Origin of the sequence: Paenibacillus sp. BK720 (assembly GCF_011761545.1) — a bacterium.
Lineage (GTDB): Bacteria > Bacillota > Bacilli > Paenibacillales > Paenibacillaceae > Pristimantibacillus.
Genome location: NZ_JAASRQ010000004.1, coordinates 676,210 through 702,386 on the forward strand (window position 1 = coordinate 676,210; position 26,177 = coordinate 702,386).

Below are 26,177 nucleotides of genomic sequence, written 5' to 3' on the forward strand. Positions count from 1 at the left end.
TTCCCCCTTCATAATGAATGAACGATATGATTTCCTGCGCCTAAACAAATAAGCCATGACCCTTATGTACAGTTCAAACGGCCTCCGCTAGCGTTCCTTCAATAGGCTCGTATATACCGACATATTTTTTAGTTTGTTTCAACTTATTTGTTTATAAACAAAATATACATGCGTAAAATCTCGATGTCAACGCTTTCTTACAATAAAACTGTATCATTCAATAAAAAAGTTCCAGATGCCTTTGTGCTAACAAAACATCTGGAACAATCGGACGTTATTCGTATTGCATCCGCATAATAATTCCCTGCGCGTAATCGCCAAACGATTTGCCGAACAAGTTCATCCCGCCCTGATGCTTGGCATCCGGCTTCAATCCGATCCGGAATGTAATAAAGGGCTTCTGGTCCATCTGCAGATCCCGCAGCGTCGTCGAGGAGCTCTTCTCGTTATCGATGGTGCTGCGGCTTTCTTCGATCGCCCAGGTTTTGAGCAGTCCGTGCTGGGTGCTGGAATCATTCCACCAAGGCGGATTCAGCTTGCCCCGGTGGTCTCCGAAATCGCCGGGCGAAATCCAGGAGCCTATCTCCATGTCATTTACCCATACCGTAATTTCGGAAGGCCAGTCGTTATTGTAATTCGGCGCTTCCGAGCATAGCTCTAGAGAGAATTCGAGCGATTTCACCTTTGCGCCGGCCGGCAGCTTTTTCGGGAACCGGTATTCGATCCAGCCCTTGCGGAACCAGATAATCTCGGCCGTCCGGCTGTCCGGGTGATAGAAGTTTTCGGGCTCGTCCTCAATAAACAGCATGCCGGTCGTATTCGCCATCCCGCAGGTTGGCTGGATGTCGAAGTTAATGAAATGGCCGATCGGCATTTCGACCTCAACAGCCTTGCTCGTATTCTGGTAGTAAGCTATCGGATTAAGGATCATGCGGACATCGTCGAAATTCCGGCTGCATACCTTCATGGCCCCGCGCGACGCCGGCTGAAGCTCGGTCAGAATAAGCTCGGCCTCCTCGAGCACCTTCACGTTGGTAGCCGCCGTGGAGACCGGTATATCAAGCGCTTCCGCAATTTCGATAATGTTCAGGTTTGGCTTGGCAAGCAGCAGCTTTATGATGCCGATTCTGGTATGTGTACTAAGAGCATGCGCAACCTTTACGAGACGATCGGGCTCGTCTATCGTTAATTCTAACAACGCAAAGTCCCTTCTTCCTCTGTATCGATTATGTTTCTTACAATCAGATTAGCGTCATTCGGGCATTTTGTCTAGTTTATTTGTAACAAAATATAAAATTGTTTTTATTACAGTTTTTTTGAAAGATTATGAAGTTATGAAATTCTTTAATGCGCGGCATGATCAATCTTCATTTCTATTATTCGGTAATCCGTAGTATAGTCTAATCCATACAGCAGCTTTATCCCAAAGGAGCCGATGGAAGATGTCAAATGAAGCAGCAGGGTCTTATTACGCGGTTATTTTTTCGAGTCAACGAACGGATGGGGATCATGGATACGGCGCCATGGATGACAAAATGGATGAGCTTGCCGCAAAGCAGCCCGGATTCCTATCCGCGGAGAGCGTGAGGAATGCATCGGGAGCAGGCATTACGATTTCCTATTGGGAAAGCCTGGAGGCGATTCATAATTGGAAGCAGAATGAGCTGCACCGGGCTGCCCAGGAGAAAGGCAAGCAAGTCTGGTATCAGAGCTACAACGTGAAGATCTGTAAAGTTGAACGGGCCTATTCCTATGCGGCAGCCGATCTTTCCTGACGGCTGCCTTCGCTTTCAGTAGTCCCTTTTATTCCCCTTCTTTACGTAATCCCATTCGACCTCGATATTTTTCCTGACCCTTTGCAGCAGCCGGAAAAGGATTTCCGCTTCTCCCTCCGTCAATCCCGCCAGCGCAACCGAGTTCGAATAATCCCCTTCCCTCTTCAAGAAGGGATAAGCTAGGTTGCCCTTCTCCGTTGTAAACAGCCTTTTGATCTTCTTGTTGGATTCATCTTCTTTTTTCTCGATAAAGCCTTGGATCTCCAGCTTTTGGATCGCGCGCGCAGCCGTTGTCCGGTCCACCTTGATCATTTCTGCCAGCTTCTCCTGAATGATACCCGGGTGCTCGTAGATGCGAACCAGATACAGGTATTGTCCCTTGGTAAGCTCAAGCTCCTTGAACTCGATATTGCTTATGGAATCCAATGCTCTCGCAATCATGCCAACCTCACGAAGTATTTCCCTCATGCGCGCACCTGCCACCGTTAAATTTTGTTGCATTTACAACAATAATATAATTATATATACTGCATTTATCGCTGTTATTCATTATGACGATTTCCGCCAAAAAAATAAATCCGTAAAGGACGGGAGTTTATGAATTCCATTATTATTGCAACGCCAGAGGAACTGGAGAAGGCCTTTTCCATTAGAAAAAACGTATTTGTCGAAGAACAAGGAGTACCGCTTGCGGATGAATTTGACGAGTTTGACCGGTTGGACGGAAAATGCGAGCATATTTTGGCCTATTACGAGGGACAACCGGTTGGTACGGGAAGAATTCGTACCGTCGAAGGGATCGGCAAGCTAGAGCGTATTTGCATAGTAGAGCCGTATCGCAAATTCGGGATTGGCAGACACATCATTGCCGCGTTGGAAAACATCGCGCTTGAAAAGGGACTGCCCAAGGTTAAACTGCACGGGCAAACGCATGCAAAGGGATTTTATGAGAAGCTTGGTTACGGGGTATCGTCGGCTGAATTCATGGAGGATGGCATCCCTCATGTCCTTATGACAAAGTCTATGGAATAAGGCTATGGAATAAAGGTTTGAGCTATCCTACCGCTGGGCAGCCTCGGAGCAATGCTCATAATGAAAATCGCAAGAAGCTATGCGCTATGAGATGATCTCCAGGGAAACATGCTCCGCTGCAACGGCAAACTCCTCTAATGGACACTCAAACAAAACGCGAAGCTCAAATCCCGTTTCCGTCATCCATCTTATCTCTATTCGTTTGGGTATGGATCAGAGCATCAAGCTTCTCGATAATAAGCTTCTCATTCTCCAATTGCTTCTTCATCTTCCCGTCAATGTTGAGCACGGCCAGCAGAATAATAACAAACCCAATAAACAAAAAAATCCCCATATCTTCGCCTCCACTGCCGATCGCTGCCGATCGCGAATTGTTGTAATTATCAGCCTGTTTCAATTAAAGTTTAACGCATGAGAATCGCTGAAGTTGCGCTTTGCCCCGCTAACGAAACTACAGAGCCTTAGAACGCGAAAAACAACCTCTTACCAGTTTTAACGAAACTATATATCGCTATATGGCATGGCATTTAGGCGATCAAATGATAGCTTGAAACAGATAATAACGATATGTAGTTTCGTTACAAATACAAATGCCTTGTTTTAGAGCGAATAGCGCTATGTAGTTTCGTTGCAGAGTGGAAGAGCAGGTGAGCAGCAGTCTGGTGGGCACGGATCTGGTGGGCACGGATCTGGTGGGCACGGATCTGGTGGGCACGGATCTGGTGGGCAAGCAGTTTGGTGAGCATGCAGCCCGGTGTCGCACGATCCAGCCATCAAGCGATCCCTTGAGCAGCAGCCAGACACACGCACGCGAAAAAGCTGCCTCTCCTCATCCCAAGGATGACGAGAGGCAGCCCTCGCGCTCAAGCTATCAGCCTTTTATAACATAAAGCCGGCTGGATTCCTCGAAAATCTCTCCCGCAGCCAGGCTCAGAAGGCCGATTTCATCGGCTGGCAGATCCACATTTGGCGCGTTCACCAGGTTGATCTGCGGCTCAGGGCAGAAGAAGCCCTCAGTCGCGTTGTTATTCCAGATCATCCACTGCTTGTAGGAGGTGCCTACATCATAGACAAGCTTAATGCCCGCTTTCGTATCGGTCAGCTCCATCCGGTTGCGTCCGTTCTGCGGGCGAGCCGTATAATGGTTATCCATCGCTTCGAAGAACGGAAATACCCCGCTGTCGCGCATAAGCTGCTCCTCTTCCTTAAGTGGCTGATACTGTTTCGTTGGCAGCATCCGCTCATTCAGCTCCCAACGCTCGCCAAGCGTCATATGGATGCGGTAATCTTTAGCCTCTCCGCCAGGCACAAACGGCGCGTTCACCGAAGTATGGAAAGCAAGAAGGCAAGGCATTACCTCTTCGCCGTCATTGCGGACCGTCACTTGCTGCAGCAGGCCGTTCTCGCTTAACGAGTAACGGAGACGGATCGTATAGTTAAACGGGAAGCTGGCATAAGAAGGATGGTTCTCATCCACCTGAACCGATACAACCACATAGCTTTCCGTCTTTGTTGCCCCGAAGTCTTCGACCTGCCACGGCGTCTGATAGAGAAAACCATGCAGATGGTTGCCCGTTGCCGGTTCATTGACATCAAATTGATGAACTTTCCCCTCCCAAGGGAATTTGCCATCCTCATAGCGGTTCGGAGGGAACAGCACGGGAATGCCATGGATCATCGGTCTTGCCTTGAAGCTATCCATCTCCTCGGGCGTTGGTTCATGCAGGAACGCCATTTCCGCCTCCGTATCCCGAAAAGCAATTAGATTGCCGCCAATCTCGGGAAGAAGTGCAGCCTCGTACGGTCCAAAACGCAGCCAAATCGCGCGTTCGCCGTGAAATAATCCTTCGTTTGCTTGATTTACCGTCATTCTTCTTACACCTCGTCTGTTAGTTTCCGTATTGTCGTGTTCTTGATGTCTTTCGTTCGCCGATTAACGGGAATTCCCCGATCCGAAGCTTTGCTCCGCCATACGGAACAAGCATAAGCTCGGTGACCGGCTGATCATCTGTATTCGGTGCGATTGGCGGAGTTCCTGCATTATTGCCTTCCATTCGCCAATCCGGCACCAGCTGGCCCAATACGGCGAGCTTAACAGGGGACTCTGCGGCCAGGAACGGCTGGTACGGAATTTCTTCGCTGCCTGCAACCGCCTTAAATGGGGTATCGGCAAGCAAGCCGTATTTCCAAGGGGAAGCCGGATACAGCTCATAGTCATGGAACCGTTCGCGCTTCCGCAGCAGCTGCCAGCTTTCCTCCACGGGAAGGACATATACAAGCGGTCCGCGCTCCACGCTTACGGCGTACAGATTGCGGGAGACGGTCTTCGGCTCCATCGGCAGCGACAGCTCAATGCGGTCCCCCGTCTGCCATTCGCGGTAAATGGCCGCGTAACCCTGGTTGATTTCAAGCCCTGCAGCGGTACCGTTAACCGTAATGACCGACGAATCGCACCAGCCCGGAATACGCAGCCGTACCGCAAAGCTGGCTGGACGCTCCAATTGAAGCTCTACTTTGACCCGCTCCCGGAACGGATACTCTCCCGATACCCGAAGCTCGGCCTTCACGCCGCCCGCAACTTCCGTGCGAACGACACAAGGCGCATAAGACACGGCGGCCAACCCGCCTTCGTTGTCCTTCATCCATAAATGGGAAACCAGCTTTGGCCAGCCTTGGTGCATATTAGCCGTGCAGCAGCCGAAATTCGGCTCCAGGCCAAAGACGTTGGCATAAGGGCCGTTGCTCCAGGCGCGCGGGGCTACGTTGCAAATAATCTGGTTCACTTGCTGGTCGTATTGATGGGAAGTCCAATCCGCGGAAATAGCGGCAGGCAAAGCGTTAAAGGCTACCTTTTCCAATACGTCGGCAAACTTGCCGTCTCCGAAAATCCGCGTCAGCTGCTCCAGCGTGAACATATACTCCACAACCGCGCATAGCTCCACGCCTTGGCTAGGATGCGTGCCCGACAGCCATTCGTCGCCGGAGAACATGCCATGCGCCTGCCCGTGATAGGTCATCAGGCTTTCGATTCCGCGGTACACCGCTTCCAGCTCATGGTTGTCCTCGGTCAGCTCGTAGAGCACGCCCGGCGTCTTCAGTCCCATCGCCACATTGACGACATGCGTTCTCCAATCCCACTGCTCGACCTTCCGCCAGAACGGAAATTCGTAAAAAATATCGGTCCAGTCCGTCGTCTGCTCCTTCACGATAGAGGCCAGCTTCAGCAGCTCTTCCTTTCCGGTGCGCTTATACAGCCAGATCAAGCAAAGCAGCAGCTCCGCGCCGCGCGCTTTGGCCCATCCCTGCAGCGGCTGGTCCTCAATCTGCCCGGCTACGTAATCGGCGAATTTCGTCAGGAAAGGGACTACGCGCGCATCGCCGGTTGCTTCCTCGTATTGCGTAAACACCTTGAGCATGATCATGTAATGCCACCAGTCCTGCTCCTTGTTTACGTCATTATTCACCGTTTCGATCCGCGCCGGGCCAAACATGCCGTTCTCCTGCTGGCTGTTCAGCGCCCATTCCACCCAGCGGTTTGCCTTCGCAATCAATTTCTCGTCGTTTAAAATATAGGCCAGCGGCAGCAATCCGTCCAAATAATAAGGACCGCGCTCCCAGCTTTCACCGCTGCCGCCAATCCATCCGTTATCCGGGCCAACGTCAGGCCAATGCTCCTCCAAATGTCCCGTTAACCCGTCTGCCTGAATCCGAAGCTGGTTGTACAGCCACCCCTCCGCTTGAATGCTGCCTAGCGGCAGAGCCTCAAAGTTACTCTTCATGGTTAAGCTCCCTTCCATTCGTCTGATTCGAATATACCATTAAACCGGCCCCTTGCCGGATAGACAATCGCAACTATTAATTGTCCGATCACAACCTAATAGATCAACGAGTCATTTACGAATCTCCCGCATTTATCTATACTGGATTCATTCCTGTTTAATTGGAGGAGCCTTATAATGTTTCATTTTGAATGTCCGCCTATGCCCCACTTTGTTCAAATCGGAGAAGATACGTACCAGCCGGGCAGAAAACATCCCGACCGCAGCAGCATTGGCGTATTCGATCTTCTGTTTGTAACCAGAGGATGTCTGTATCTGGCTGAGGGGGAAAACGAGCTCACCCTGCCAGCCGGTCATTTCGGCATTTTGCGTCCGGACCTGGAGCATCATACCGTCACTCCTTGCCGGGAAGAGACCCATTTCTACTGGCTGCATTTCCAGACGACCGGGCAGTGGCATCCCGAGGCTTACGACAAAGAGCCCTTGCCGCCTGAGCAAGAGCCTCTTTATCCGCCTATCGAATACTTCTCCTTCTATTTGCCGCGCTCCGGCCCGGTTCAAAGCCTAGGGACAGGGGAAGAGAAGTTCCGGGAGCTTCTTCACCTGTATAAAAACCCGGCCGGCAATTCCCGCTGGCAGGAGCAGCAGCTGTTCCACGCGATTCTTCTCAAGCTGCAGGAGGACAGCAAGGAAGAGACAACGCAAAGCTCCCATCTGCAGCTGGCCGAGGATGCCGCCCTCTATTTGCGCAAGCATTACCGCGATCCGCTAAGCTACAAGCGGATGGCGGAGGAGCTGCATTTTCACCCCAACTACATCGCTTTGTGCATGAAAAGAACGTTTGGCTGCACGCCGCTTGACTATGTCACCCAATACCGGATCGAACAGGCCAAACGGCTGCTTATTCATACCAACAATCCCGTCGGCGCCATTGCGGAGGATACCGGCTTTGGCTCCTTCCCGTATTTCGTCCGCTGCTTCCACAAGCGTACCGGTAAGACGCCAAAGCAGTTCCGGATGCTGTACCGTCAGAGCAAGCCGCCTACCTAGGCGCCAGGAAGCCGTCTCTCTCCAGCTCAGCCATTGCCTCCAGCAGCATCACGCCGCTGAGCTGGCCGCTCAGTTGAACTTCCGGCTCCGGCTCTCCGGCCCAGGATAAGCTGAACAAGCCGGACTCCGAGCGCCCTTTCTCCCACAAGGAGCCGGCGTTATGCCGGATCAGATTGACCCATGGCAGCGACAAATCGGGCTGAATGCGAATGAGGTTAACCAGATAGCGGATCAGAATGCCTTTGAATAGGCCGCAATCGTCGTTCCCTTCGCGAGGCAGCATGCCCGTCACCGGATCGACCAGTTCCTGAACGGCTGCTCCTGCGGTTCTCTGCGCATCAACCAGATAGCTCTCATCCCCCGTGCAGTTGTACAGCTCAATGCCGGCTCCGATAAAGACGCCTTGGCAATACGTATACTTCCAATCGTAATCGATCCGTCCGTCGCCAAGCCGGTTCATGCCGTCCCACACAAAGCCGGTCTCCGGATCCACAAGCCGTTCCTTGTTGAATCGGTAGATCCGCTTCGCCCATTCCAGGTCTTCTTCCCGGCGGTCCGCTTGATAGATCCGCGCAGCAAGAATGGAGGCCGGAGCATTCGCGGGCGTGTTTTTGTAGTCCAGCTGATCCTTCTTCCAGGCCATGCCGCCGCCCATATGATCGTTCCACGCCGTCTTGATATCCTCCCACAGCTCAAGAGCGCCTTCCTTGTAGAACGACTTCCCTGTCGCTCTATAAGCTCTGAGCAGCGCAAGCGCCATCCATTCCATATCGTCATAGTAGTTATGAAGAAGCGTATCGCCGTTCCACTTCTTTGCCCCGCGGAATGCCCGCTCCAGCAGCGCCTCATCCTCTTCCGACTTGGTACGCGCCAGGGAATCTACCAATACGTCTACCACATGCGCATGCCACCAATAAATCCAATGATCGTTGCAAGTGCCATTGCAAGGCACCACCTGGTCCATCACGCCGCGCTCTTCATTCCAGAACAGACGGCGAAAATCCTCCTGCGCGGTTGCCGCGCGTTCTGCCCAATTCGTTTGTGCCGCTATCATTAGGACTGTACCCCCTCGGTTAACGCCGTGCTTGTCATGCCGCGCTTCTCCAGCACCGCCAGCTGCTCCAGCAGCATGATGCCGCTAAGCTGCGTGCTAAGCGTTACGCGCTCTTCCGGCTGAACGCTCCAGAAGGTGCTGAACACCCTGCGCGCCGGATCGGCGCCGCGCGTCCACAGCGCCTGCCCCTGCTGCTCCAGCAGCGCCGACAGCTCGGCGCGCTCCTCCGATACGGAAGCCAGCTCGCCCAGATAACGGATCAGAATGCCTTTGAACAAGCCGCCGTCTCCATCGCCCTCATCCGGCCAAAGCCCGCTCTGCAGCAGTTCGTCGGCCGCAACTTTAGCCGTACGCTCAGCATCCCGCAGGTAAGCCGAATCGCCCGTAATCCGATACAGCTCTACCGCCGCGCCAATATAGACGCCTTGGCAATAAGTAAATTTCCAGTCCTTGTCGATGGAGCCGTCGCCGGTTCGGTTCATGCCGTCCCACACAAAGCCGGTCTCGGGATCCACAAGGCTTGCTTTCAGCCAATTGTAGATTTTATGAGCCCATGCCAGATCCTCTTCCCGTCCAAACGCCTGATACAGTCTTGCCGCCAAAATAACGGCAGGCGCGTTGGCCGGGGTATTCTTGTAGTCCAGCTGCGGCTTCTGCCAGGCGATTCCGCCGCCCGCATGCTCGTTCCAGCCGGTCTGAATGTCCTCCCACAAGAGAAGGGCTGCTCCTTTATATTTCTCTACGCCGGTTGCCTGATAAGCCCGCAGCCAAGCGATGGCCATCCACTCCATGTCGTCGTACAGTTCATTGGGCCACGCGCCGCCGTTGCGGTTCAAGATTCCTTCATGGAACGCAGCCAGCCGCTCCCGGTAGAAGTCGCTTCCCGCCCGGTTCAGCCCGTCCGCCAACGCATCCACGGCATGCGCCATCCACCAGTAATGAAAAATCGTATTGCAAGCACCGTCCGGGCACGGAATTTCGATATCGTACATGTTAATGGAAGGATTCCAATACAACTGCTCCAATGCCTGCTGCGCTTCTTCCGCTCTTGCCGCCCACACCATTGCTCTCACTCTCCCCGCACTCCTCTGTCTACTGTAATTGTCCGTTTTTCTCCAATACGGCCATCTGCTCGAGCAGCATCAATCCGCTTAGTTCCGCGCTTAACTGCACGATCGTATCCGGCGCTTCGGCCCATGAATGGCTGAATACCGCTTTGTCTTCCGCTTTGCCGAATTGCCATAAGCTTTCGGCATTGGTCTTCAGCATTCCAATCAGATCATTGCGTTCCGGCTCATCCGGATCAGCGGCGATCAGCTCTCCCAAATAACGGATCAATACGCCCTTGAACAAGCCCCCGTCACCGTCGCCTTCCGATGGAAGCATGCCGGTTGCCGGAGACAGGAACGCCTCCTTCAGATGAGCCGCCGTCCGGCGGGCATCCTCCAGATAAGCCTGATCCTCCGTTACCCGGAACAATTCAACGCCGGCCCCGATAAAGACGCCTTGGCCATAGGTGAATCGCCATTCCTTGTCGATATTGCCGTCGCCCGTTCGGTTGATTCCGTCCCATACGAGACCGGTATCCGGATCCACAAGCGTCTCTTTTTGCCAATCGTAAATCTTTTTCGCCCAGGCCAGATCTTCCCCGTTACGAAAATGTCCGTACAGCCGAGCCGCCAAGATAGCGGCAGGAGCGTTCGCCGGCGTATTCTTGTAATCGGTCTGCTCCTTGCGCCAAGCGATGCCGCCGCCCATTTCCCCGTTCCAGCCGCCTTTAATCTCTTCCCACAGTTCAAGCGAGGCCAGCTTATACCTCTCGTCCTTGGTGGCGTCATAGGCTCTCAGCCAAGCCAGCGCCATCCATTCCATATCATCGTAATAATCGTTGATCATGACGCCGGCGTTGCGGTCAAGCAGACCTTGATAGAGCTTGGCGATTTGCTCCGCATACCGTTCATCGCCGCTGCGCTCGTAGCCGTCGACCAGCGCATCCACCGCATGCGCCAGCCACCAATAGTTGAAGGGATCGGTGCACAGCTGCGCTATGCATGGGGCGGCATTGTTGTAAAGCCCTCGCTTGTCATCCCAAAAGGACTTTGTCAGCTCAAGCTGCGCCTCTTCCGCCCGCTCCTGCCAAATGACGGAGGAGGCCGGATTATCCTTCCCTCCCAATGACCAGACCAACGCGATGAGGATAACTGCCGCAGCGCCGGCCAGCCACAAATACCGCTTGTTTCGTTTCAATCCGATCAGCCTTTCGTCCCCGTAAAGGCAATGCCCTGTACGAAATACTTCTGAAGCAGGAGGAACAAGACGAGAATCGGCAGGATCGCGATCAGCGCACCGGCCATCATAGGGCCGAAATCGGTCTGATGGTTGAATGAGAACGCCTGCAGTCCCATCTGTATCGTTGCTTTTGCCGGATCATTCAAGACGATCATCGGCCACAGGAAGCTGTTCCAGCCCGCCTGGAAGGTAAAGATCGAAAGAGTTGCAAGCGCCGGCTTCGTCAGCGGCAGATAAATATTCCAGAAGATGCGGAACTCCCCGGCCCCTTCGATCCGCGCCATCTCCATCATGTCGGAAGGCAGCGTCAGGAAGAACTGCCGCATGAAGAAGACCGCGAACGAACCGGATGCACCCGGCAGAATAATCCCCCAGAAGGAGTTCAGGAAGCCGTTGCCTCCGGCTCCAAGGATGTCATTGCCGCCAATCAGCGGGAAATGCTTCAATACATAGAAGCTTGGAATCATTGTAACGATGCCCGGAATCATCATCGCCGCCAGCAGGATGCGGAACAGCGGTTTATTCAGTTTAAAGTTCAGCTTGGCAAAGGCGTAGCCGCTGATGGACCCAAAGAACAGGTTGCATAATACGCCAGCTGCGGCCAGAATAAAGGAGTTGGCGAAATATCCCGCGAACGGTACGGTCGTAAACGCCGACCGGTAATGCTCTAACGTAAGCTTGGACGGAATCCACTTGATCGGCACCGAGAAGATCTCGTTGCTTGGTTTAAACGAAGTAATCAAACTCCAGAAAAACGGCAAGAACATTGCTGCCGCTATAGCTATCGCAACCGCGTAGAACAGAACGCCTAACAAGACCCTTTTGAGAGTATAAGAAGGCGGCTTTGGTGCGCGTACTGCGATTGATTTGACAATAGGCTGTGCCATGACCATACCCCTCCTTACACAATCGGTTCCTCGGATTTATTAATGCGCATGTTAATGAAAGAAAAGATCAGAATCGCCACGGCCAGCACAAACGCTTGGGCGGAAGCATAACCCATCTTGAGCTGGTTGAAGCCCTGGTTATAAATGAGATATACCGGCGTCTTCGTTACGTTGCCCGGACCGCCCTGCGTCAGGACAAACGCCTGGTCGAACAGCTGCAGCGCCCCGATAATCGCCATCGTGCTGACAAGGAAGGTTGTTGGGCGAAGCTGCGGCCACGTAATATAGCGGAACCGCGCAAAAGCCGTTGCTCCGTCCAGCTTGGCGGATTCGTACAAGTAATCCGGCACGCCCTGCAGGCCTGCGATATAAATGATCATATTGGAGCCGACCGACTGCCATAACGTCACCATAATAATGGAGAACATCGCCGTCTCGGTCTGAGCGAGCCAAGCCGGACCGGTAATGCCCGCATAGCTGAGCAGGTTGTTCACCAGGCCGAACTCCGGATGGAGCAGCCAGATCCAGACGGTAGACGCCGCAACCGCGGAGGTTAAGGTCGGAAGATAATTCATCGTTCGGAACAGCTTGACGCCAAACCGCTTGAAGTTCAGCAGCATGGCTAGCAATAAGGAAATGATGATATTGAGCGGCACGAAAATAACGGAATAGAAGAATACGTTCTTGAACGTCGTCCAGAACAGATCGTCCTCAAGCAGCTTCTTGTAATTGTCGAGCTTAACGAATTCCATTCGGCTGACCACATCGTAGTTCGTAAAGCTTAAGTAGAGCGCCATGACGACAGGAATAATGGTAAAAGCGAAAAACAGCAGCATCGTTGGCGTAATAAACAGGTAGGCCATGCGGGCCTGATGCTGATTAAGCTTGCCCATTGAAGACATCAGCACTCCTCCCTCCTTCGTAGTGAATCCCAGCCTGCCGGAACAGATAAAGGGAGGTCTCCCTCCCTTTACCGTCCGGTCAGCTCCACCGGGAGACCTTCAATTATTTCACGTCTTCGTTATCCGCAAGCTGCTGGTCGCCCCGCTGCTGCGCTTTCTTAAGCGTATCCTCCGCGTTTTGCTTCTTCTGCTGGTACAGCTCCAGGTTCGGAATAAGCGCTTCGGTCTCCATGACGGAGTAGCCAGGGTGAGCCGGACGAGTCTTCGCGAATTCGAGCGTATCGAGGAACGGCTGCCAGAGCGGATCTTCCTTGAAGAACGGATCTTCAAGCGCCGGCTTGTAGCCAGGGATGTTCAAGCTTGTTTTTGCCCACAGAAGCGCGTTGTCCTTGTTAGCCGTCCACCATTTGATGAACTCCCACGCTGCTTCCTGGTTCTTCGAAGCTTCCGGAATAACAAGGCCGAAGCCGCCCATCACGCCGCCTTTGTCTCCGTTAGGTCCAGCTGGAGGAGGCACAACCCCGAAGTCCAGATCCTTGCCGTATTTCTTGTACGTGCTCAGCATCCACGGACCGTTGTAAGTCATCGCAACCTTGCCGGTCGCGAAGGTATCGGTTCCTTCGCCGAGACCTTGCTCAAAGCCAACCTTATACACTTTGTCCTGGTTCAGCATGCGGTCCCAGAATTCAAGCACGGCCAGGCCTTTTTCGTTGTTGAAGTTCGTTTTTTTGCCGTCGTCGGTCAGCATCGAGCCGCCCGCTTGTTGAAGATACATATTAAAGAGTCCGTTATCGGCAAGCGAGAAGCCTGCTACTTCAAGCTTGCTTCCGTTCCATTTGGTCGTCTTGATGGCGGCCTGTTCGAGCTCATCCCATGTCGTAGGAGGCGCCGTTACGCCTGCGTCAGTCAGAAGCTTTTTGTTATAGAAAAGCGCGCGGGCGTCAACGGTCAAAGGAAGGCCGTACAGCTTGTCGCTATTGGACAATTCCTTCAACGCTTCGCCGAAGAAATCATCCTTGTTCAAGCCGTCTTTCGTCATGAAATCATCGATTGGGTGAAGCACGTTTTTCGGCGCGTAGAGCGGCGTACGCCATCTGTCCCAGAGGAGCACGTCGGGTGCGCCGCCGGATGTGGCCGCCGTCAGAAACTTCGTAATCAGGTCCTGCTGCAGCACGTATTTCACGTGAATTTTATCCTGCGATTTGTTGAATGCATCAACCATCGTCTGGAATTGCTTCTGGCCGTCACCCGCCCAGTCGCCCCAGAACGTCAGCTCTACGGCTTTGCCGCCGCCGGAATTGCCCGAAGCGTTATCCGGTTGCTCATTGTTTGCGTTCGTATTGCTGCTTGCATTCGCATTCCCGTTGCCGTTGCTGCTTGTCGTTGTTTTTGCGCAGCCGGCTGCTGTTGCTACTACCGTGACCAAGGCGATCATCGTGATCCATTTTTTCACTTTTCATGCCTCCCTTTTTTAGTAACAAACTATCTATTTCGAAGAAAGCCGCCGATAGGCGTTGCCCTCTATGAAACCGCTGTCATTTCGTTTGCACTCGAATCCCGCAATAATCAAGCAGAAGCTCGCTGAACATCATGTTGGCCCACGAGAACCATGGACGGCTGAACTGATACGGGTCATCCGCATGGAAACCTTCATGCATAAAGCCGGTTCCGGCCGTTGTGGCTTCCATCAGGCTGAGCAGCCTTTCCTTCTCGGAGCGGTCATCCGTTGTCAGGCCTTGCATGGCCAGGGCGATATGCCAGATGTAACGGTCCGGGGTATGCGGACTGCCGATCCCGGCTGCCGCTTCGCCTTCGAAGTAATACGGGTTGCTGCTGCTGAGCACAAAGTCTCGCGTATTGCGGTAGACAGGATCGTCCTTCGAGGTATAGCCGAGATAAGGAATCGACAGAAGACTCGGCACGTTGGCATCATCCATAAAATTGTAATTGCCTAGGCCGTCGGTTTCATACGCATAAATTTTTCCAAATCGCGGATGATCGGCGATGCCGTGCGTTTGGATGCCTTGATGAAGCTCCTCGCCAAGCTTAGCCGCTCTTGCCGCAAGCTCCCGGTCGCCAAGCACTTCCTCCGCAATTTCCCTCAGATACCCAAGTACGACAACCGCAAACATGTTAGCCGGTACAAGGTAGCCGTATGCGCAAGCGTCGTCGCTTGGGCGGAAGCCGCTCCATGTCATGCCGGTATAGGCCGTTTCCGTGCCTTTCCCCTCCCGCAGGAGCGTATCCGTCGGCGCGCAGTTGAAGCGCTGGAACGTGTAAGGCGACGCGTTCTCATGGTGCTGCTCCGTTGTCCAAAGCTTCAGAATCGCGTCCGCAGCCAGACGGAAGGTATCGCCGAATTGCGAGGTTCTGCCGGTATTCTTCCAGAGCAGATAGCTGAGCTGCAGCGGGTAGCACAACGAATCGATCTCGTATTTGCGCTCCCAGATGGACGGTCCCATGTCCGTCAGATCATCCTGATGTCCTTTGCCGGTTGGCCCGTTGTTGAAGGCATTCGCGTAAGGATCAAGCAGGATTGAATCCATTTGCCTCCGGACAAGACCTTCAATGAGATCGGCCAGCTCGGCGTCCTCGGACGCAAGCACCAGAAACGGACGTAGCTGCGCAGCGGAATCGCGAAGCCACATAGCTGGTATATCACCTGTTATAACAAACGTCGTGCCGTCCGGCATGCGCTGGATGGTCGTTTGCAGCGTATTGTGGATGGCCTTCTCGAATATGGCCGCCCAATTCGGATGCTCCGCCGTCTTTTCCTTAATACGCTCCACCAGTCGCGTTAAGGATGCGGGAATTTCTGTCGATTGCGTCATCAGTTTTCGTGCCTCCTTGATTCCTTTGAACGCTGTTTATAAAACGCTTTCATTTGATATTGCTATTATATTGGCATGTATATGTTATGTCAATATATATTTTTTTGAAAGGTTATACCAACCTTTATACTAATCAACAGGGACTATCGGACGCAAAAGAAAAAAGCCCCCAGGCTGGAGACTCTTCATGCGATTTCCGTTCGATTTAATTTCTTTGTTCAACGGGAACATTAACCGGGATCTTGAAATACCAGATATAGAACAGGCATAACAGAAACGTGATTCCGTAGGCAACGAGCGGCCTCCTGTGAAAGATCCACAGCAAAGGAAACATGGTGAAGTCAAAAAAGATAGACCAATAAAGACTCCAGCCGTACTGGTAGACGATCCGGTCCGTCAGCATAAATAACCACTCCACCCCTATGTAAACCCCGATGTACCTTGCATAATGACCAACGATTTTGTTAGACCGATCAGGATAATTCGAGATGAACATCAACGCCGTTGCGGGGAATACGACAAAGGTGTATACCATTTCGGTCAAGCTATGGTTAGGAAAAAAGTCCGGCTTCAGCTGCCATAGGAAGTGGCCGGCTGTCAGAAAATTATAGAGCAGATTGCCGATGACAATAAACATCATCGTAGGATGGTACCTTTGCCAATGCCGCCAATCCCCGTATCTCCACGCTGCGAGTACGGTTATAACCCCCAGAATCAAATGCACATCGATTGCCCCTCTTTGTAGTCGAGCTTATGTCAGCTCTTGAAAGTTTTTACGGCGGCTGAAGTAGTGAGCCAATAAATAAATGCCCATCTGGATCGGAAAGGAGTAAGTATATCTCCACTTGAGCGGCTCATATATACCAATCCAATGAAAAATAGGCTCCGCAACGTAAGAGGTTAGGAATGCGAATAGGATGGCTTTCAAGAACGGGCTTCCGGCGGGCTTGAACTGCAGCAAGAACATGATGCCCACAGGCATCAAAGTCACGTCCCAAGGGAAGTAGGTCGGAATCAGCGGAATCACGTTAAACCGGTAATGCCATAATCCATATTGATCCCCAAGCACATCCAGCGTCAGGGACACGATCGAGGACATGAATCCGGCATATTGAATACGGTCCGAGCTTTGCCTGTTCCGCAGCACGAACCACAGTACCCAGGGCAGGGTGCTTAAGGCAACCCCAAACCACCATATTCCCGAGAAAACCACGTACTCTGACCAGATTTGGACTTTTTGGTCAAGCAGCCTTTCGACTTGATAATTATTTTCATCGATCAGGTCCTTGACCTTCTCTTTCTCCACGTTCCTCAACTCCCTGCAAAAATATTGTGCGCCAACCTTATTTTGTTATTCGCCTTTTTCCTTGTCCGCCATGAAAAAAGCGCAAATAAAAAAGCCTCCGCAAAGGAGGCTTTCGCATACGCCGAAACTAGGAGTGGGCCGGACCTGTCGAGTCGCTGACAACAAGCGAAGCATCCAGCAAAATTTTATTCGGTACGGATTGCCCGGCCCAAAGCTTAAGCACGTTCTCGAAAGCAACGCGCCCCATCTCATGCTGATTCTGGCTCAGATGGGTGAACGGGTAACGTCCATTGGTCTCCGGGCAGTCGAAGCAGACGATCGAATAGTCCTCAGGCACGGACTTGCCCATCTGCTGCACCGCTTGAAAGGCAATCTGTCCGATATTGAATTCCGTCGCAAACAGCGCCGTAATCTGCGGGTGCTTGTTCAGATGGGTGATCAGCTTCTGAATATCCTCCTGCTTGTTCTCCTCCGTATTATGCTTCGGAAGCGTGGACGTAATATTCTCCATCCAGATCTCCCGGTCAACAACAATCCCCTTCTCCGCATGGGCTTGAATAAACCCTTCGATCCGCTCCTCGATAGCGGTAGTATCCACCGGCGGAGGCGTCAGAAAGGCAATCGATTTATGTCCAAGCTCAAACAAGTGGTTCGTTCCGTCTTTGGCCGCGCCTACGTTGTCCGTTGCAATGGAGCTGGCCGATATGCCCTTCAAATGGCGGTCGACGAGCACAAACGGGAACTGGTTAATAACCAGCTTCAAGATTTCGGCATTAAAGTATTCGCCCTGCGCCGGAAAAATAATGAGTCCGTCCACGCCAAGCTCCAGCAGTCCCTTGATCGCTTCCTCCTCGAGGGCAGGCATGCCGAACGTGCGCCGGAGAACCAGGTAGCAGTTATGCTCGCGGGACGCTTCCTCCATGCCGTAAATCAGTCCGTTGCCGTAGCTGTCCGCAAAGTCGGTAATCACGAGGCCAATCAGCAGCTTGCCGTCTTCCTTGCGCGTCTTCTGGGTCTGCGCCACCGTTGCTGCCGGCTGCTTCGGCTGCGGCGCCGGCTGATCGGAGACGAAGGAGCCGCGCCCCGGCTGCCGGATAATGAAGCCTTCATTGGCCAGCAGCTCCAGCGCCTTCTTGCTCGTAATCCGGCTGACATTGTATTCGTCGCCAAGCTCCTTCTCCGAAGGAACCCGGTCGCCCGGTACGTATTTCTTCTCCATGATGTCTTCGCGGAGCGCTTCGAAAATCCGTTCATACATCGGTTTCGATGATTCGTTCATCCTGTTCGTTCCCCCGTCTTCCCTCTGACAAGTGTTTATTATATAACAATATATCATGATATATGTTATTTGCCAAGATGAATTGACATGTCAACTGCAAAATAACGACAACACAAAAAAGCCTGTCCTCCCAATCAGGAGACAGGCTTGCTCGATTAAGTATAGACGTTGCTAGTATACGTTGCTAGATTGGCATTTCCCTGCCTGTATAATCCACGAAATTAAACCTGCCTTTCGGCACGAGCCGCCCCTCGATCATCGCAAGGATCCCCTTCGCGCTTTGGCGCGGATCGGTAGGCGCATTCTCCCCGCCCATGTCCGTCTTCATCCAGCCCGGATGCACGCTAAACACCTGAATGCCCCGCTCCTTCAGGGCAGACAGCAGCTGCTGCGTGAACATATTCAGCGCCGTCTTCGAGATGCCGTACGGGTAATCTCCCGGATAGGCATTCGAGATGCTGCCAGCTTCGGAGGAAATATTGATGATGGCACCTTGCTTTTCCGTTACCAGAGGAAGGAAATGCTTCACGACCCGCATGGGACCGAACAGATTGATATCGAAGGTTTTAGCGACTTCCTCGATATTCAGCTCTTCTATCGCGGTATTGCGTTCGACGAGAATGGCGGCATTATTAACGATTGCTCCGATTGCTTTTCCTTGCTCCCGCAATGTCCCCGCTAACGCGGCCACTTCCGCTTCATCCGTAACATCCAGCCGTACAAGCTCCAGCCGCTCGCCGTATTGCTTGGCAAGCTCGGCAAGCCTGCCTTGCGCGGCGGTATCGCGCACGCCCGCAAGAACATGATGGCCGCGCTCCAGCGCTTCGGCCGCCATCTCGTAACCCAGACCCCTATTGGCTCCCGTGATCAGAATATTCATCCCGCAATCTCCTCCTTCATCTTCCATTCCTCTAAACTATAGCATAAAGGGATATAAACATACCTTAGCAGATCCTTTGATAATCCTAAAAAAAGAAGGGTATAACCGCTGCGGATTATACCCTTGCCTTCGTGTTGCCGCTTATTTGCCGTTTGCCGCGCGCCAAGCGTCAAGCTGTTTTTGCGCTTCGGCGATAACCTTGTCCGCGCCTGCCGCTTTTTGCTTCCCAAGCAGCTTCGGAATGTTCTCCTCCGGATCCAGCTGGCCGGATTTCAGTCCGTCAACAAAAGCCTTGTTGGCATTGTCGATGGCGATAATCTCGTTCTTCACCGGCTCCGGATCAAAGATAAAGCCAAACGTGCGGGCCGGACGGCTCGATACCATCTCGTTGAACTTCTCGTAGTTCTGATACTTGTTCGGATCTTCGCCTTCGCGGGTATAGTTCAGCATCTGGTTGCCGATCTGCCACATAATATCGTGATAGAAGCCGGTGTCGTTCGTCGTTTTGCCTTCAGGCAGCGCGATTTGTCCATTCTTCATGATGTAATGCTTGCCTTCTACGCCGAAGTTGAACAGCGTGAGGAGCTTTTGGTCCTTAAAGAACAGGTTCAGCAGCATCATCGCGCGGGCAGGGTCCTTCGACGTTTTGGAGATGGCCTGCATCGTTGCCGTCATCTTGCCGGTTTGCAGTCTGTCGACGTTTAACGGGATTTGGATCATTTCACGGCCGGCTTTAATGGAGGCGTTAGGCGCTTTCGATACCGCGCCGATCTCCATGTTGGCCAGAATCTCCATGTCGCCCACAAGGGCAAACGCTTTGCCGGCCTGAATTTTCTTCCACGCATCAAGCCCCGGAGTTAACGCGTCCTTATTGATAAAGCCCGCTTTGAACCATTTGTGGGTCAAGTCGGCAAGCTCCTTGTAACGAGGAGTCTCAAACGAATTAATGACCTCATAATTATTCGGATCCGTATTTAATACGTTTACCACCGCTACGCTGGAGATCGTGTCCAGCGTACCGGAAGAATAGTAAGCTTCAAGCGGGAAGCTTGGCGCCGCCAGCGGCGTTACGCCCGGCTCCTTGTCTTTAACGATTTGAAGCAGCGGCTCCAAATCTTCCACTTTTCCGGATTTCAGCGCGGATAAGTCCATATTGTATTTGTCGACCAGCGCCTTGTCGAGATAAACGCCCTGCGAGCCGCCAAGCTCCTGATGGGTATGAATGCCGTACAGCTTGCCGCCGCGTTTGGCGGGCTCGTGGTAATCCTTCTCTACCGCCTCGATATCCGGGCCGTATTGGGCAAGCAAATCATCCAGCGGAAGCAGTCCGCCCTTCAATACCTGCTGGTTATAGCCCAGCCAGTCGGCCGTGAACAGCAGATCGAACTTCTCGTTGGACGCCATCATCAGATTGGTCTTGTCGCTCCAAGCGCCCCAGTCAATCGGGTTCAGCTTCACCGTCATATTCAAATCAGGGTACGTTTGCTTCAAATAATCGTTCATTGCGGTCTGCACGCTGGCCAGATCGGCTTGCGGCGCATCCGGGTACACCATGACGACTTCGTAAGGATCAAGCGCCTTCGCGCCACTCTTTGCCGGCTCTGCCGAAGTATTCGCCGAGCCGGAAGCGGCGCTCTCTTCCTGATTGCCGTTCGAGGTTTTGTTCGTCGACGAGCATCCCGTTGCGGCAAGCACAATCGCGAGAATAAGCGTCAGAAGAACAAGCGAGCTTTGTCTAAACCTTTTCATTCGTGTGACCTCCCCAAAATGATCAAGCTTAAGTTCTATATACTAAACCGAAGCAAGTTCGGACTTAGCCTTTGACTGCGCCTACCGTCAGCCCTTTGACGAAATACTTCTGCAGGAACGGGAATACGAACACAAGCGGGCCGATCGCCACCATCGCCATCGCCATCCGGATCGATTCCAGCGGCTGCGTGACGTTGGCCGTGCTGCTGTAAGCCTTATTCGCGATGCTTTGCAGGAACGAAGCGTTCATCAGCGTTTTGTTAAGCAGATACTGCAAGGAATACAGCTTCTCGTTATTGATAAACACCAGGCTGGTAAACCAGTCGTTCCAGTAGGATACGATCGTGAACAGCCCGATCGTGGCCATAACCGGCAGGGACAGCGGCAAAATAATGCTGAAGTACGTCCGGTACTCGCTGGCGCCGTCAATCTTGGCCGACTCGACGAGGGACGGCGGAATGCTGTTCGTAAAGAACGTGCGGATAATAAAGACGTTGAAGCCGCCTATTAACCCCGGAATGATAAGCGCAAGCAGCGTGTCCTGCACATGCAGGAACCGGGTATAAACCAGATACCAAGGCAGCAGTCCGCCGGAGAACAGCATCGTGAAGAATACATAGAAACCTAGAGCATTCCGATACGGAAACTCCGTTCGGGACAAGGCGTAAGCCATGGCCGAAGTTATCAGCAGACTTATCGCAACGCCGATAAGCGTAACCGTGATCGTTACCCCGTAAGCCCTCGCGATATTCGCGGAATCATGGATCAGGTAACGATAGGCCTCCCAGTCGAAATGCTTGGGCCAGAACGTGTAGCCGTTTCGCGTCAGATCGTTTTCATTGGTCACCGATACCATAAAAACAAGCCAGAACGGGATTAGGCAAGACAAGCTGAACAAGGTCAGGAACAAAAGGATAAACGGGTTGGTGCGATTCTTCGTCTTCATGCTTAGCCCCCTAGAACAACGCGTTTTCTTTGCTGAATTTCTTCACGGTATAGTTGACCGTAAGGACCAGCACAAAGCCAACGACCGATTGAAGAAGACCTGCGGACGATGCGAGCCCCGTATCGCCGGTTACCAGCAAAGCGTTGTAGACGTAGGTATCGATAACCTCGGTTGTTTCCTTCAGCATCCCCGAAGCCATCGTTGCTTGATAGAACAAGCCAAAGTCCGCATTAAAGATCCGGCCTACCGCAAGCAGCGTCAGAATAATAATGACCGGCGTGATAAGCGGAACGGTAATGGCGGTCATCTGCTTCCATTTGCCCGCTCCGTCAATTCGGGCCGCTTCGTAATACTCCTGGTCGATGCCAACGATCGCCGCCAAATAGACGATGGCGGAGTAACCGACCGTTTTCCACGTATTGACGATCGTAAGGATATACGGCCAATATTTCGGCTCCGCGTACCAGGCAATCGTCTCTTTGCCCATCGGCTCGAGTATCGATTTGTTAATGAATCCAAGCTCCGGATTGAGGAAGCCGTAGACGAGGTAACCAACGATAACCATCGAGACGAAGTTCGGAAGAATGGCCGCGCTTTGGAAAAACTTCGAAAGGACCTTTCTCCTCACTTCGTTGAGCAGAATCGCGAGCAGCACGGCAAATGCCGTGTTGATGACCAGAAACGCCGCATTGTACAAAATCGTATGCTTGATAATCATCCACGCGTCGCTCGAGGCGAACAGAAACTTGAAGTTTCGCAAGCCTACCCAATCGCTGCCCCATACGCCCTTCGTGTAATTCAGATCCTTAAACGCCAGGAATATGCCGAACATCGGAAGATAGTTGTTGATAAAAAGCATGACAATCCCGGGTAACGCGAGAATAATCAAAGCGCGATGCTTCAGCAGCCGTCGCAGCACGGGCATGTGTTTCACCTTCTTGTTGTTTGTATGTCCTAAGTATACGGCCGCCCGGTTGACCCCCCTACCGTTTTTGTAACCTCAGTCTAGTCGTTTTGTGACATTGCGGTATTCTTGCGGATTCACGCCGTATTGCTTCTTGAACATCTTTGTAAAATGGGAAAAGTTCGAGTAACCGACTTGCTGCGCAATCGCGCTGACCGTCATTCCCGTCGCATCGAGCAAATATTTGGCTCTTACCATCTTTGTCTCAATAAGGTAGTCGATCAGGTTCTGCCCGGTCTCCTTCTTGAACAGGCGGGACAAATAAGCCGGGTTCAGACCGACATGCGCGGCCACATCCTCGCGGGAGATGTCCTCCTCCACATTCTCTTTCATATATTGAATCGACTTCTGAACGACGCTGTCGCTCTCTAATGCAGTAAAGGCCGCATCCATGACGGCAGAGACGATATTTGCCGCCCAATGCCTGTACTGGGTCAAGCTGCGGATTTGAGCCGATGCCCACAGCGGGAAGTTCGGCACTTGGCTTGGGCCGATTCCCTTTACGTGCATAAAGCCGTAAACCACCTGCAGCGTATCCAGATGGTAAGTCTCCAGCTGGTTCTGATGAATCTGGCGGGCTTCCAGCTTATCCACGCTCCGGTTAATCAAGGAGATAACCTTGTCCCGCTCCCTGTTCAGCATGTAGGACGTCCATTCCGTTACGTTGATGCTGTCCGGCACAAGCAGCGGCGCTGCCGCCCCGCCTTGCGGAACGTACACGATAACCGACTGCGACTCTTTGACATTGTGACGCTCCCTGTCCTTCAGCCCTTCGCATAGCCCGGACACCTCCTGCAGGCTGACAAACTTCCCGATATAACAGGTGATCTGGCAGTAGAAATAAGTCCGGCATACCTCGATAAATCGTCTTCCGGTCTCCACCCAGCTGCCCGCGGACCTGGCGGCGCCTGCCGTATAGACCATCGCGAACATCACGCCGCCCCGGTCCGTAATGACATCCCCGGCGCAGCCCGAGAGGAACAGCTCTCCGGCTGCTTTTTTCACCGCGTATTCCATAATCTCCTGATCCCGCGCATCAAGAGACTTATGCCATTCCTCGATACTGATCAGAATAGGCATGACTCTGCCCTCTGCTTCCAGCTCGATTTGGGCATCCCGCAGCCCCCGCTCGAGAAAATCGCCGAACGACAGCTGACGCCGCGACAACAGATCCTGCCAGAAGCGTTCCGCGAGCAGCGGCTGCTGCTTGCGCCACAGCTCCGCGTATTTGCGGTACCCGGCATGATGCTGGATGCTCTCTTCCTTTTCTCTTACCGCCTGCAGCATTAAGGAGACCGCCTGCACAAGCTCCTCGCCGTCGACCGGCTTCAGCAAATAATCAAAGCTGCCGAGGTTAACCGCCTGCTTCGCGTAAGCAAACTCGGAATGGCAGGTAAGGAACAGCGACTCGGTATGCGGCGAATGCTCCTTCACCCAGCGCACCAGCGACAGACCGTCCTCATCGGGCATCTCGATGTCGCAGACGAGAATATCGATGCGGTGCTCCTTTAAGATTGTTCTTGCGGCATCGGCATGGTTGGCGGTAAACACGGCTTCAATGCCCAGCGTTGACCAATCATTGCATTCGCAAATGCCGTCCACCGCAAATTTCTCGTCATCCACGACCAGCATCCGCGCCATGTTCATCCCGCTCCTTTATGTGATCGATAGGTAATGTCAGCCGTATGGCTAATCCTTTGGGTTCGTTTGGCCGGAAGCTGATCCGGGCCCGGCTGCCGTAACGCATAGCCGCCCGCTTCTTCACATTCCAGATTCCGATATGATTATCGTCCGAGGAAGGCTTGTAATCATCCGCCGCCAGCTCCTCCATCCGCTCCTCGCTTAAGCCTTTGCCGTTATCCTTCACTTCGATCCGCATCAGGCCGGCGTCCCCGGGCTCTTGCGAAGCCGTGATTTGCAGCAGGAAGGGCTCCCCTTTTACGCTCATGCCGTGAATCATCGCATTTTCGGCAAACGGCTGCACGAGCATCGAAGGGATGCGGGCCTCCAACAGCTCCTCCGCGCACCCGATTTCGAAGTCGAAGGTATCCTGGTACCGCATCTTCTGAATCTCCAAATAGTTGCGGATATGTTCGAGCTCCTGCGACAGGGTGATCGTATCCCGGCTTGTTCCGAGCATAAACCGGAAGTAGCCGACCATATGGCGCACCGTCTTCTTCACCAGCTCGTATCTCTTCAAATCCGCCAGCTGAAAAATAATGTTCATCGTATTGAGGAAGAAATGCGGATTGATCTGCGTCTGCAGATGCTTCAGCTCCGCCTTCTGCGCGCTCAGCCGTTCCTCGTACACGTCGATCTTAAGGTCCTTGATCTCGTCCATCATGTTGTTAAAGGTATGGTTGATTATGGCAAACTCGGTAATCGGCGAATCCGGCAGCTTCATCTCCATATCGCCGTCCTTCACGCGCCGGAGGGTGCCGAGCAGCTGAAGAATGGGGGCCAGAATGATGCGCCGGAATACAAAGAGATAGATCAGCAGGATAATCAGGACAAACAGCGGGAGCAAATTAATAACCGTCTGGAATTGCTTCAGCCCCTTCAACAGGTCCGAATAAGGCAGAACGACGGCCATGCTAATCCCGCTGAGCGGCGACTTGCTCGTAATGATAAACAGCTTCCTGCCCCCGTCCGAATAAGAGAAGGACGTATTCCTTGCCAGCTTGTCGGCCGGAAGCCGGAAATCCTTGCTTAAGCTATCCGACAGCTTGGACAGAATCCTGCCGTCTTCCCCCGCAAATAGCACGTCGCCGCCCGTCCGTACCTCTTGAAGAGGCAGCTTTAACGTATTCATGCTGATCAAGGCGCCGATATACGCGTTATTGGTCGTATCATCGCTGACGACCCTGTGCAGATAATAGTCCTCTCCGATCTTGACGACCTTCCATTGATACAGAAGCGGCTGCAGCCTTTCCGCGTTGTTAAGCGTCCGCGTAATCCAGCTGCTGACCTGATCATGATCGGTATCGCTGATCACATTCGTTGTCGCGAGCACGTTATTGGGCTTCGAATATACGTAAAACATGTCTACCGTATGGTAATAGGAACGGTAGGCCGAGTTTCTCTGAATCAGCTCCATCTGGGCAAAATAGTATTCCGAATCGGACAGCCCCGTCTGTCCGAACTTCTGAAAGTTCTCGTCATGGTCCACGTTGTAGACCATATTCGTCGTAATGTCGTCCAGACTCCGGTCAATCATGTTCAGATTGGAATTGACCATATTCTGATAGGAACTCGCCACCTGCGTGAGCACGACATCCTGCGCGTAATGACCTGCCGCGAACAGAATAAGCAGAAGCGGCAAGGTGACGGCCGAGAACAACAGGATGAACCGCGAGCTTAGCTTCTTTGTTTTTTTCATGGATTTGCCAAACATGGTGGAACCTCCCGCACCCAATCTAAGAGCAGAAAATGCGTGACAGACCTCTTGCATTGG

At 52.8% G+C, this 26,177-nt stretch carries 26 protein-coding genes; 4 read left to right on the plus strand and 22 right to left on the minus strand.

Going from position 1 to position 26,177, the window contains the following annotated elements:
- Positions 1-274: 274 nt before the first annotated feature.
- Positions 275-1,198, minus strand: a complete 924-nt coding sequence (locus FHT67_RS18600; protein WP_132311998.1) for an ArsR/SmtB family transcription factor — start codon at positions 1,196-1,198, stop codon at positions 275-277.
- A gap of 244 nt (positions 1,199-1,442) precedes the next feature.
- Here FHT67_RS18600 and FHT67_RS18605 point away from each other — a divergent pair, with 244 nt between their 5' ends.
- Entirely contained in the window at positions 1,443-1,775 is a 333-nt protein-coding gene (locus tag FHT67_RS18605; RefSeq protein ID WP_132311996.1) for an antibiotic biosynthesis monooxygenase family protein, read from the plus strand.
- A 15-nt stretch (positions 1,776-1,790) separates the two neighbouring features.
- Here FHT67_RS18605 and FHT67_RS18610 read toward each other — a convergent pair whose 3' ends face one another.
- A complete protein-coding gene (locus FHT67_RS18610; protein WP_132311994.1) occupies positions 1,791-2,243 on the minus strand; it encodes a MarR family winged helix-turn-helix transcriptional regulator in 453 nt (150 codons plus the stop codon).
- Between the two features lie 129 nt (positions 2,244-2,372).
- On the opposite strand from FHT67_RS18610, the gene FHT67_RS18615 reads away from it, so the two are divergent.
- Positions 2,373-2,807 carry a GNAT family N-acetyltransferase gene (locus FHT67_RS18615; protein ID WP_167200569.1) on the plus strand — a complete coding sequence of 145 codons (435 nt, stop codon included), beginning with the start codon at positions 2,373-2,375 and terminating at the stop codon, positions 2,805-2,807.
- An 84-nt stretch (positions 2,808-2,891) separates the two neighbouring features.
- On the opposite strand, the gene FHT67_RS30690 is transcribed toward FHT67_RS18615, so the two are convergent.
- Together FHT67_RS30690 and FHT67_RS18620 are read right to left on the minus strand one after the other, a co-directional pair.
- Positions 2,892-2,990, minus strand: coding sequence for a DUF4085 family protein (locus FHT67_RS30690; protein ID WP_481856090.1), 99 nt, complete (start codon positions 2,988-2,990; stop codon positions 2,892-2,894).
- Positions 2,971-3,204, minus strand: coding sequence for a hypothetical protein (locus FHT67_RS18620; RefSeq protein ID WP_208403346.1), 234 nt, complete (start codon positions 3,202-3,204; stop codon positions 2,971-2,973). Before FHT67_RS18620 ends, FHT67_RS30690 begins: the two co-directional genes overlap by 20 nt.
- 238 nt (positions 3,205-3,442) lie before the next feature.
- Here FHT67_RS18620 and FHT67_RS29725 point away from each other — a divergent pair, with 238 nt between their 5' ends.
- Positions 3,443-3,697, plus strand: a complete 255-nt coding sequence (locus tag FHT67_RS29725; protein WP_208403347.1) for a pentapeptide repeat-containing protein — start codon at positions 3,443-3,445, stop codon at positions 3,695-3,697.
- Here the strand turns inward: FHT67_RS29725 and FHT67_RS18625 are convergent.
- On the minus strand, positions 3,679-4,677 hold the full coding sequence (locus tag FHT67_RS18625) for an aldose 1-epimerase (protein WP_132311990.1): 999 nt from the start codon (positions 4,675-4,677) through the stop codon (positions 3,679-3,681). The two genes, FHT67_RS29725 and FHT67_RS18625, sit on opposite strands and share 19 nt — an antisense overlap.
- A gap of 19 nt (positions 4,678-4,696) precedes the next feature.
- Positions 4,697-6,586 (minus strand): beta-L-arabinofuranosidase domain-containing protein, encoded by a 1,890-nt coding sequence (locus FHT67_RS18630; protein ID WP_208403348.1) that lies wholly within the window; start codon positions 6,584-6,586, stop codon positions 4,697-4,699.
- Between the two features lie 177 nt (positions 6,587-6,763).
- On the opposite strand from FHT67_RS18630, the gene FHT67_RS18635 reads away from it, so the two are divergent.
- Positions 6,764-7,636, plus strand: coding sequence for a helix-turn-helix transcriptional regulator (locus FHT67_RS18635; protein ID WP_208403349.1), 873 nt, complete (start codon positions 6,764-6,766; stop codon positions 7,634-7,636).
- Here FHT67_RS18635 and FHT67_RS18640 read toward each other — a convergent pair.
- The 16 genes from FHT67_RS18640 to FHT67_RS18715 all read right to left on the minus strand — a co-directional run bounded on the left by FHT67_RS18640 (position 7,629) and on the right by FHT67_RS18715 (position 26,117).
- Positions 7,629-8,690, minus strand: coding sequence for a glycoside hydrolase family 76 protein (locus tag FHT67_RS18640; RefSeq protein ID WP_208403350.1), 1,062 nt, complete (start codon positions 8,688-8,690; stop codon positions 7,629-7,631). The two genes, FHT67_RS18635 and FHT67_RS18640, sit on opposite strands and share 8 nt — an antisense overlap.
- On the minus strand, positions 8,690-9,754 hold the full coding sequence (locus tag FHT67_RS18645) for a glycoside hydrolase family 76 protein (protein WP_132312151.1): 1,065 nt from the start codon (positions 9,752-9,754) through the stop codon (positions 8,690-8,692). The genes FHT67_RS18640 and FHT67_RS18645 overlap by 1 nt, the downstream gene beginning before the upstream one ends.
- A 28-nt stretch (positions 9,755-9,782) precedes the next feature.
- Entirely contained in the window at positions 9,783-10,937 is a 1,155-nt protein-coding gene (locus tag FHT67_RS18650) for a glycoside hydrolase family 76 protein (RefSeq protein ID WP_167200575.1), read from the minus strand.
- Between the two features lie 5 nt (positions 10,938-10,942).
- Positions 10,943-11,866, minus strand: a complete 924-nt coding sequence (locus FHT67_RS18655; protein ID WP_208403351.1) for a carbohydrate ABC transporter permease — start codon at positions 11,864-11,866, stop codon at positions 10,943-10,945.
- A gap of 14 nt (positions 11,867-11,880) precedes the next feature.
- Positions 11,881-12,768, minus strand: coding sequence for a carbohydrate ABC transporter permease (locus tag FHT67_RS18660; protein WP_132311982.1), 888 nt, complete (start codon positions 12,766-12,768; stop codon positions 11,881-11,883).
- A gap of 103 nt (positions 12,769-12,871) precedes the next feature.
- On the minus strand, positions 12,872-14,221 hold the full coding sequence (locus tag FHT67_RS18665; RefSeq protein WP_167200578.1) for an extracellular solute-binding protein: 1,350 nt from the start codon (positions 14,219-14,221) through the stop codon (positions 12,872-12,874).
- An 82-nt stretch (positions 14,222-14,303) separates the two neighbouring features.
- Positions 14,304-15,599, minus strand: coding sequence for a glycoside hydrolase family 125 protein (locus FHT67_RS18670; protein WP_167200581.1), 1,296 nt, complete (start codon positions 15,597-15,599; stop codon positions 14,304-14,306).
- Between the two features lie 205 nt (positions 15,600-15,804).
- Entirely contained in the window at positions 15,805-16,323 is a 519-nt protein-coding gene (locus FHT67_RS18675; protein ID WP_132311976.1) for a CBO0543 family protein, read from the minus strand.
- 27 nt (positions 16,324-16,350) lie between these two features.
- Positions 16,351-16,905 carry a CBO0543 family protein gene (locus FHT67_RS18680; protein ID WP_167200583.1) on the minus strand — a complete coding sequence of 185 codons (555 nt, stop codon included), beginning with the start codon at positions 16,903-16,905 and terminating at the stop codon, positions 16,351-16,353.
- 127 nt (positions 16,906-17,032) lie between these two features.
- Positions 17,033-18,184, minus strand: a complete 1,152-nt coding sequence (locus FHT67_RS18685; RefSeq protein ID WP_167200586.1) for a GntR family transcriptional regulator — start codon at positions 18,182-18,184, stop codon at positions 17,033-17,035.
- A 184-nt stretch (positions 18,185-18,368) separates the two neighbouring features.
- A complete protein-coding gene (locus FHT67_RS18690) occupies positions 18,369-19,064 on the minus strand; it encodes an SDR family oxidoreductase (RefSeq protein ID WP_167200589.1) in 696 nt (231 codons plus the stop codon).
- 141 nt (positions 19,065-19,205) lie between these two features.
- The gene (locus FHT67_RS18695; protein WP_167200592.1) at positions 19,206-20,813 is read right to left on the minus strand and encodes an ABC transporter substrate-binding protein; all 1,608 of its coding nucleotides are present in this window, start codon (positions 20,811-20,813) and stop codon (positions 19,206-19,208) included.
- A 64-nt stretch (positions 20,814-20,877) separates the two neighbouring features.
- Positions 20,878-21,759, minus strand: coding sequence for a carbohydrate ABC transporter permease (locus tag FHT67_RS18700; RefSeq protein WP_167200595.1), 882 nt, complete (start codon positions 21,757-21,759; stop codon positions 20,878-20,880).
- A 10-nt stretch (positions 21,760-21,769) separates the two neighbouring features.
- The gene (locus FHT67_RS18705) at positions 21,770-22,684 is read right to left on the minus strand and encodes an ABC transporter permease (RefSeq protein ID WP_167200598.1); all 915 of its coding nucleotides are present in this window, start codon (positions 22,682-22,684) and stop codon (positions 21,770-21,772) included.
- A gap of 75 nt (positions 22,685-22,759) precedes the next feature.
- The gene (locus FHT67_RS18710; protein ID WP_167200601.1) at positions 22,760-24,364 is read right to left on the minus strand and encodes a response regulator transcription factor; all 1,605 of its coding nucleotides are present in this window, start codon (positions 24,362-24,364) and stop codon (positions 22,760-22,762) included.
- Entirely contained in the window at positions 24,339-26,117 is a 1,779-nt protein-coding gene (locus tag FHT67_RS18715) for a sensor histidine kinase (RefSeq protein ID WP_167200604.1), read from the minus strand. The genes FHT67_RS18710 and FHT67_RS18715 overlap by 26 nt, the downstream gene beginning before the upstream one ends.
- Positions 26,118-26,177: the final 60 nt, after the last annotated feature.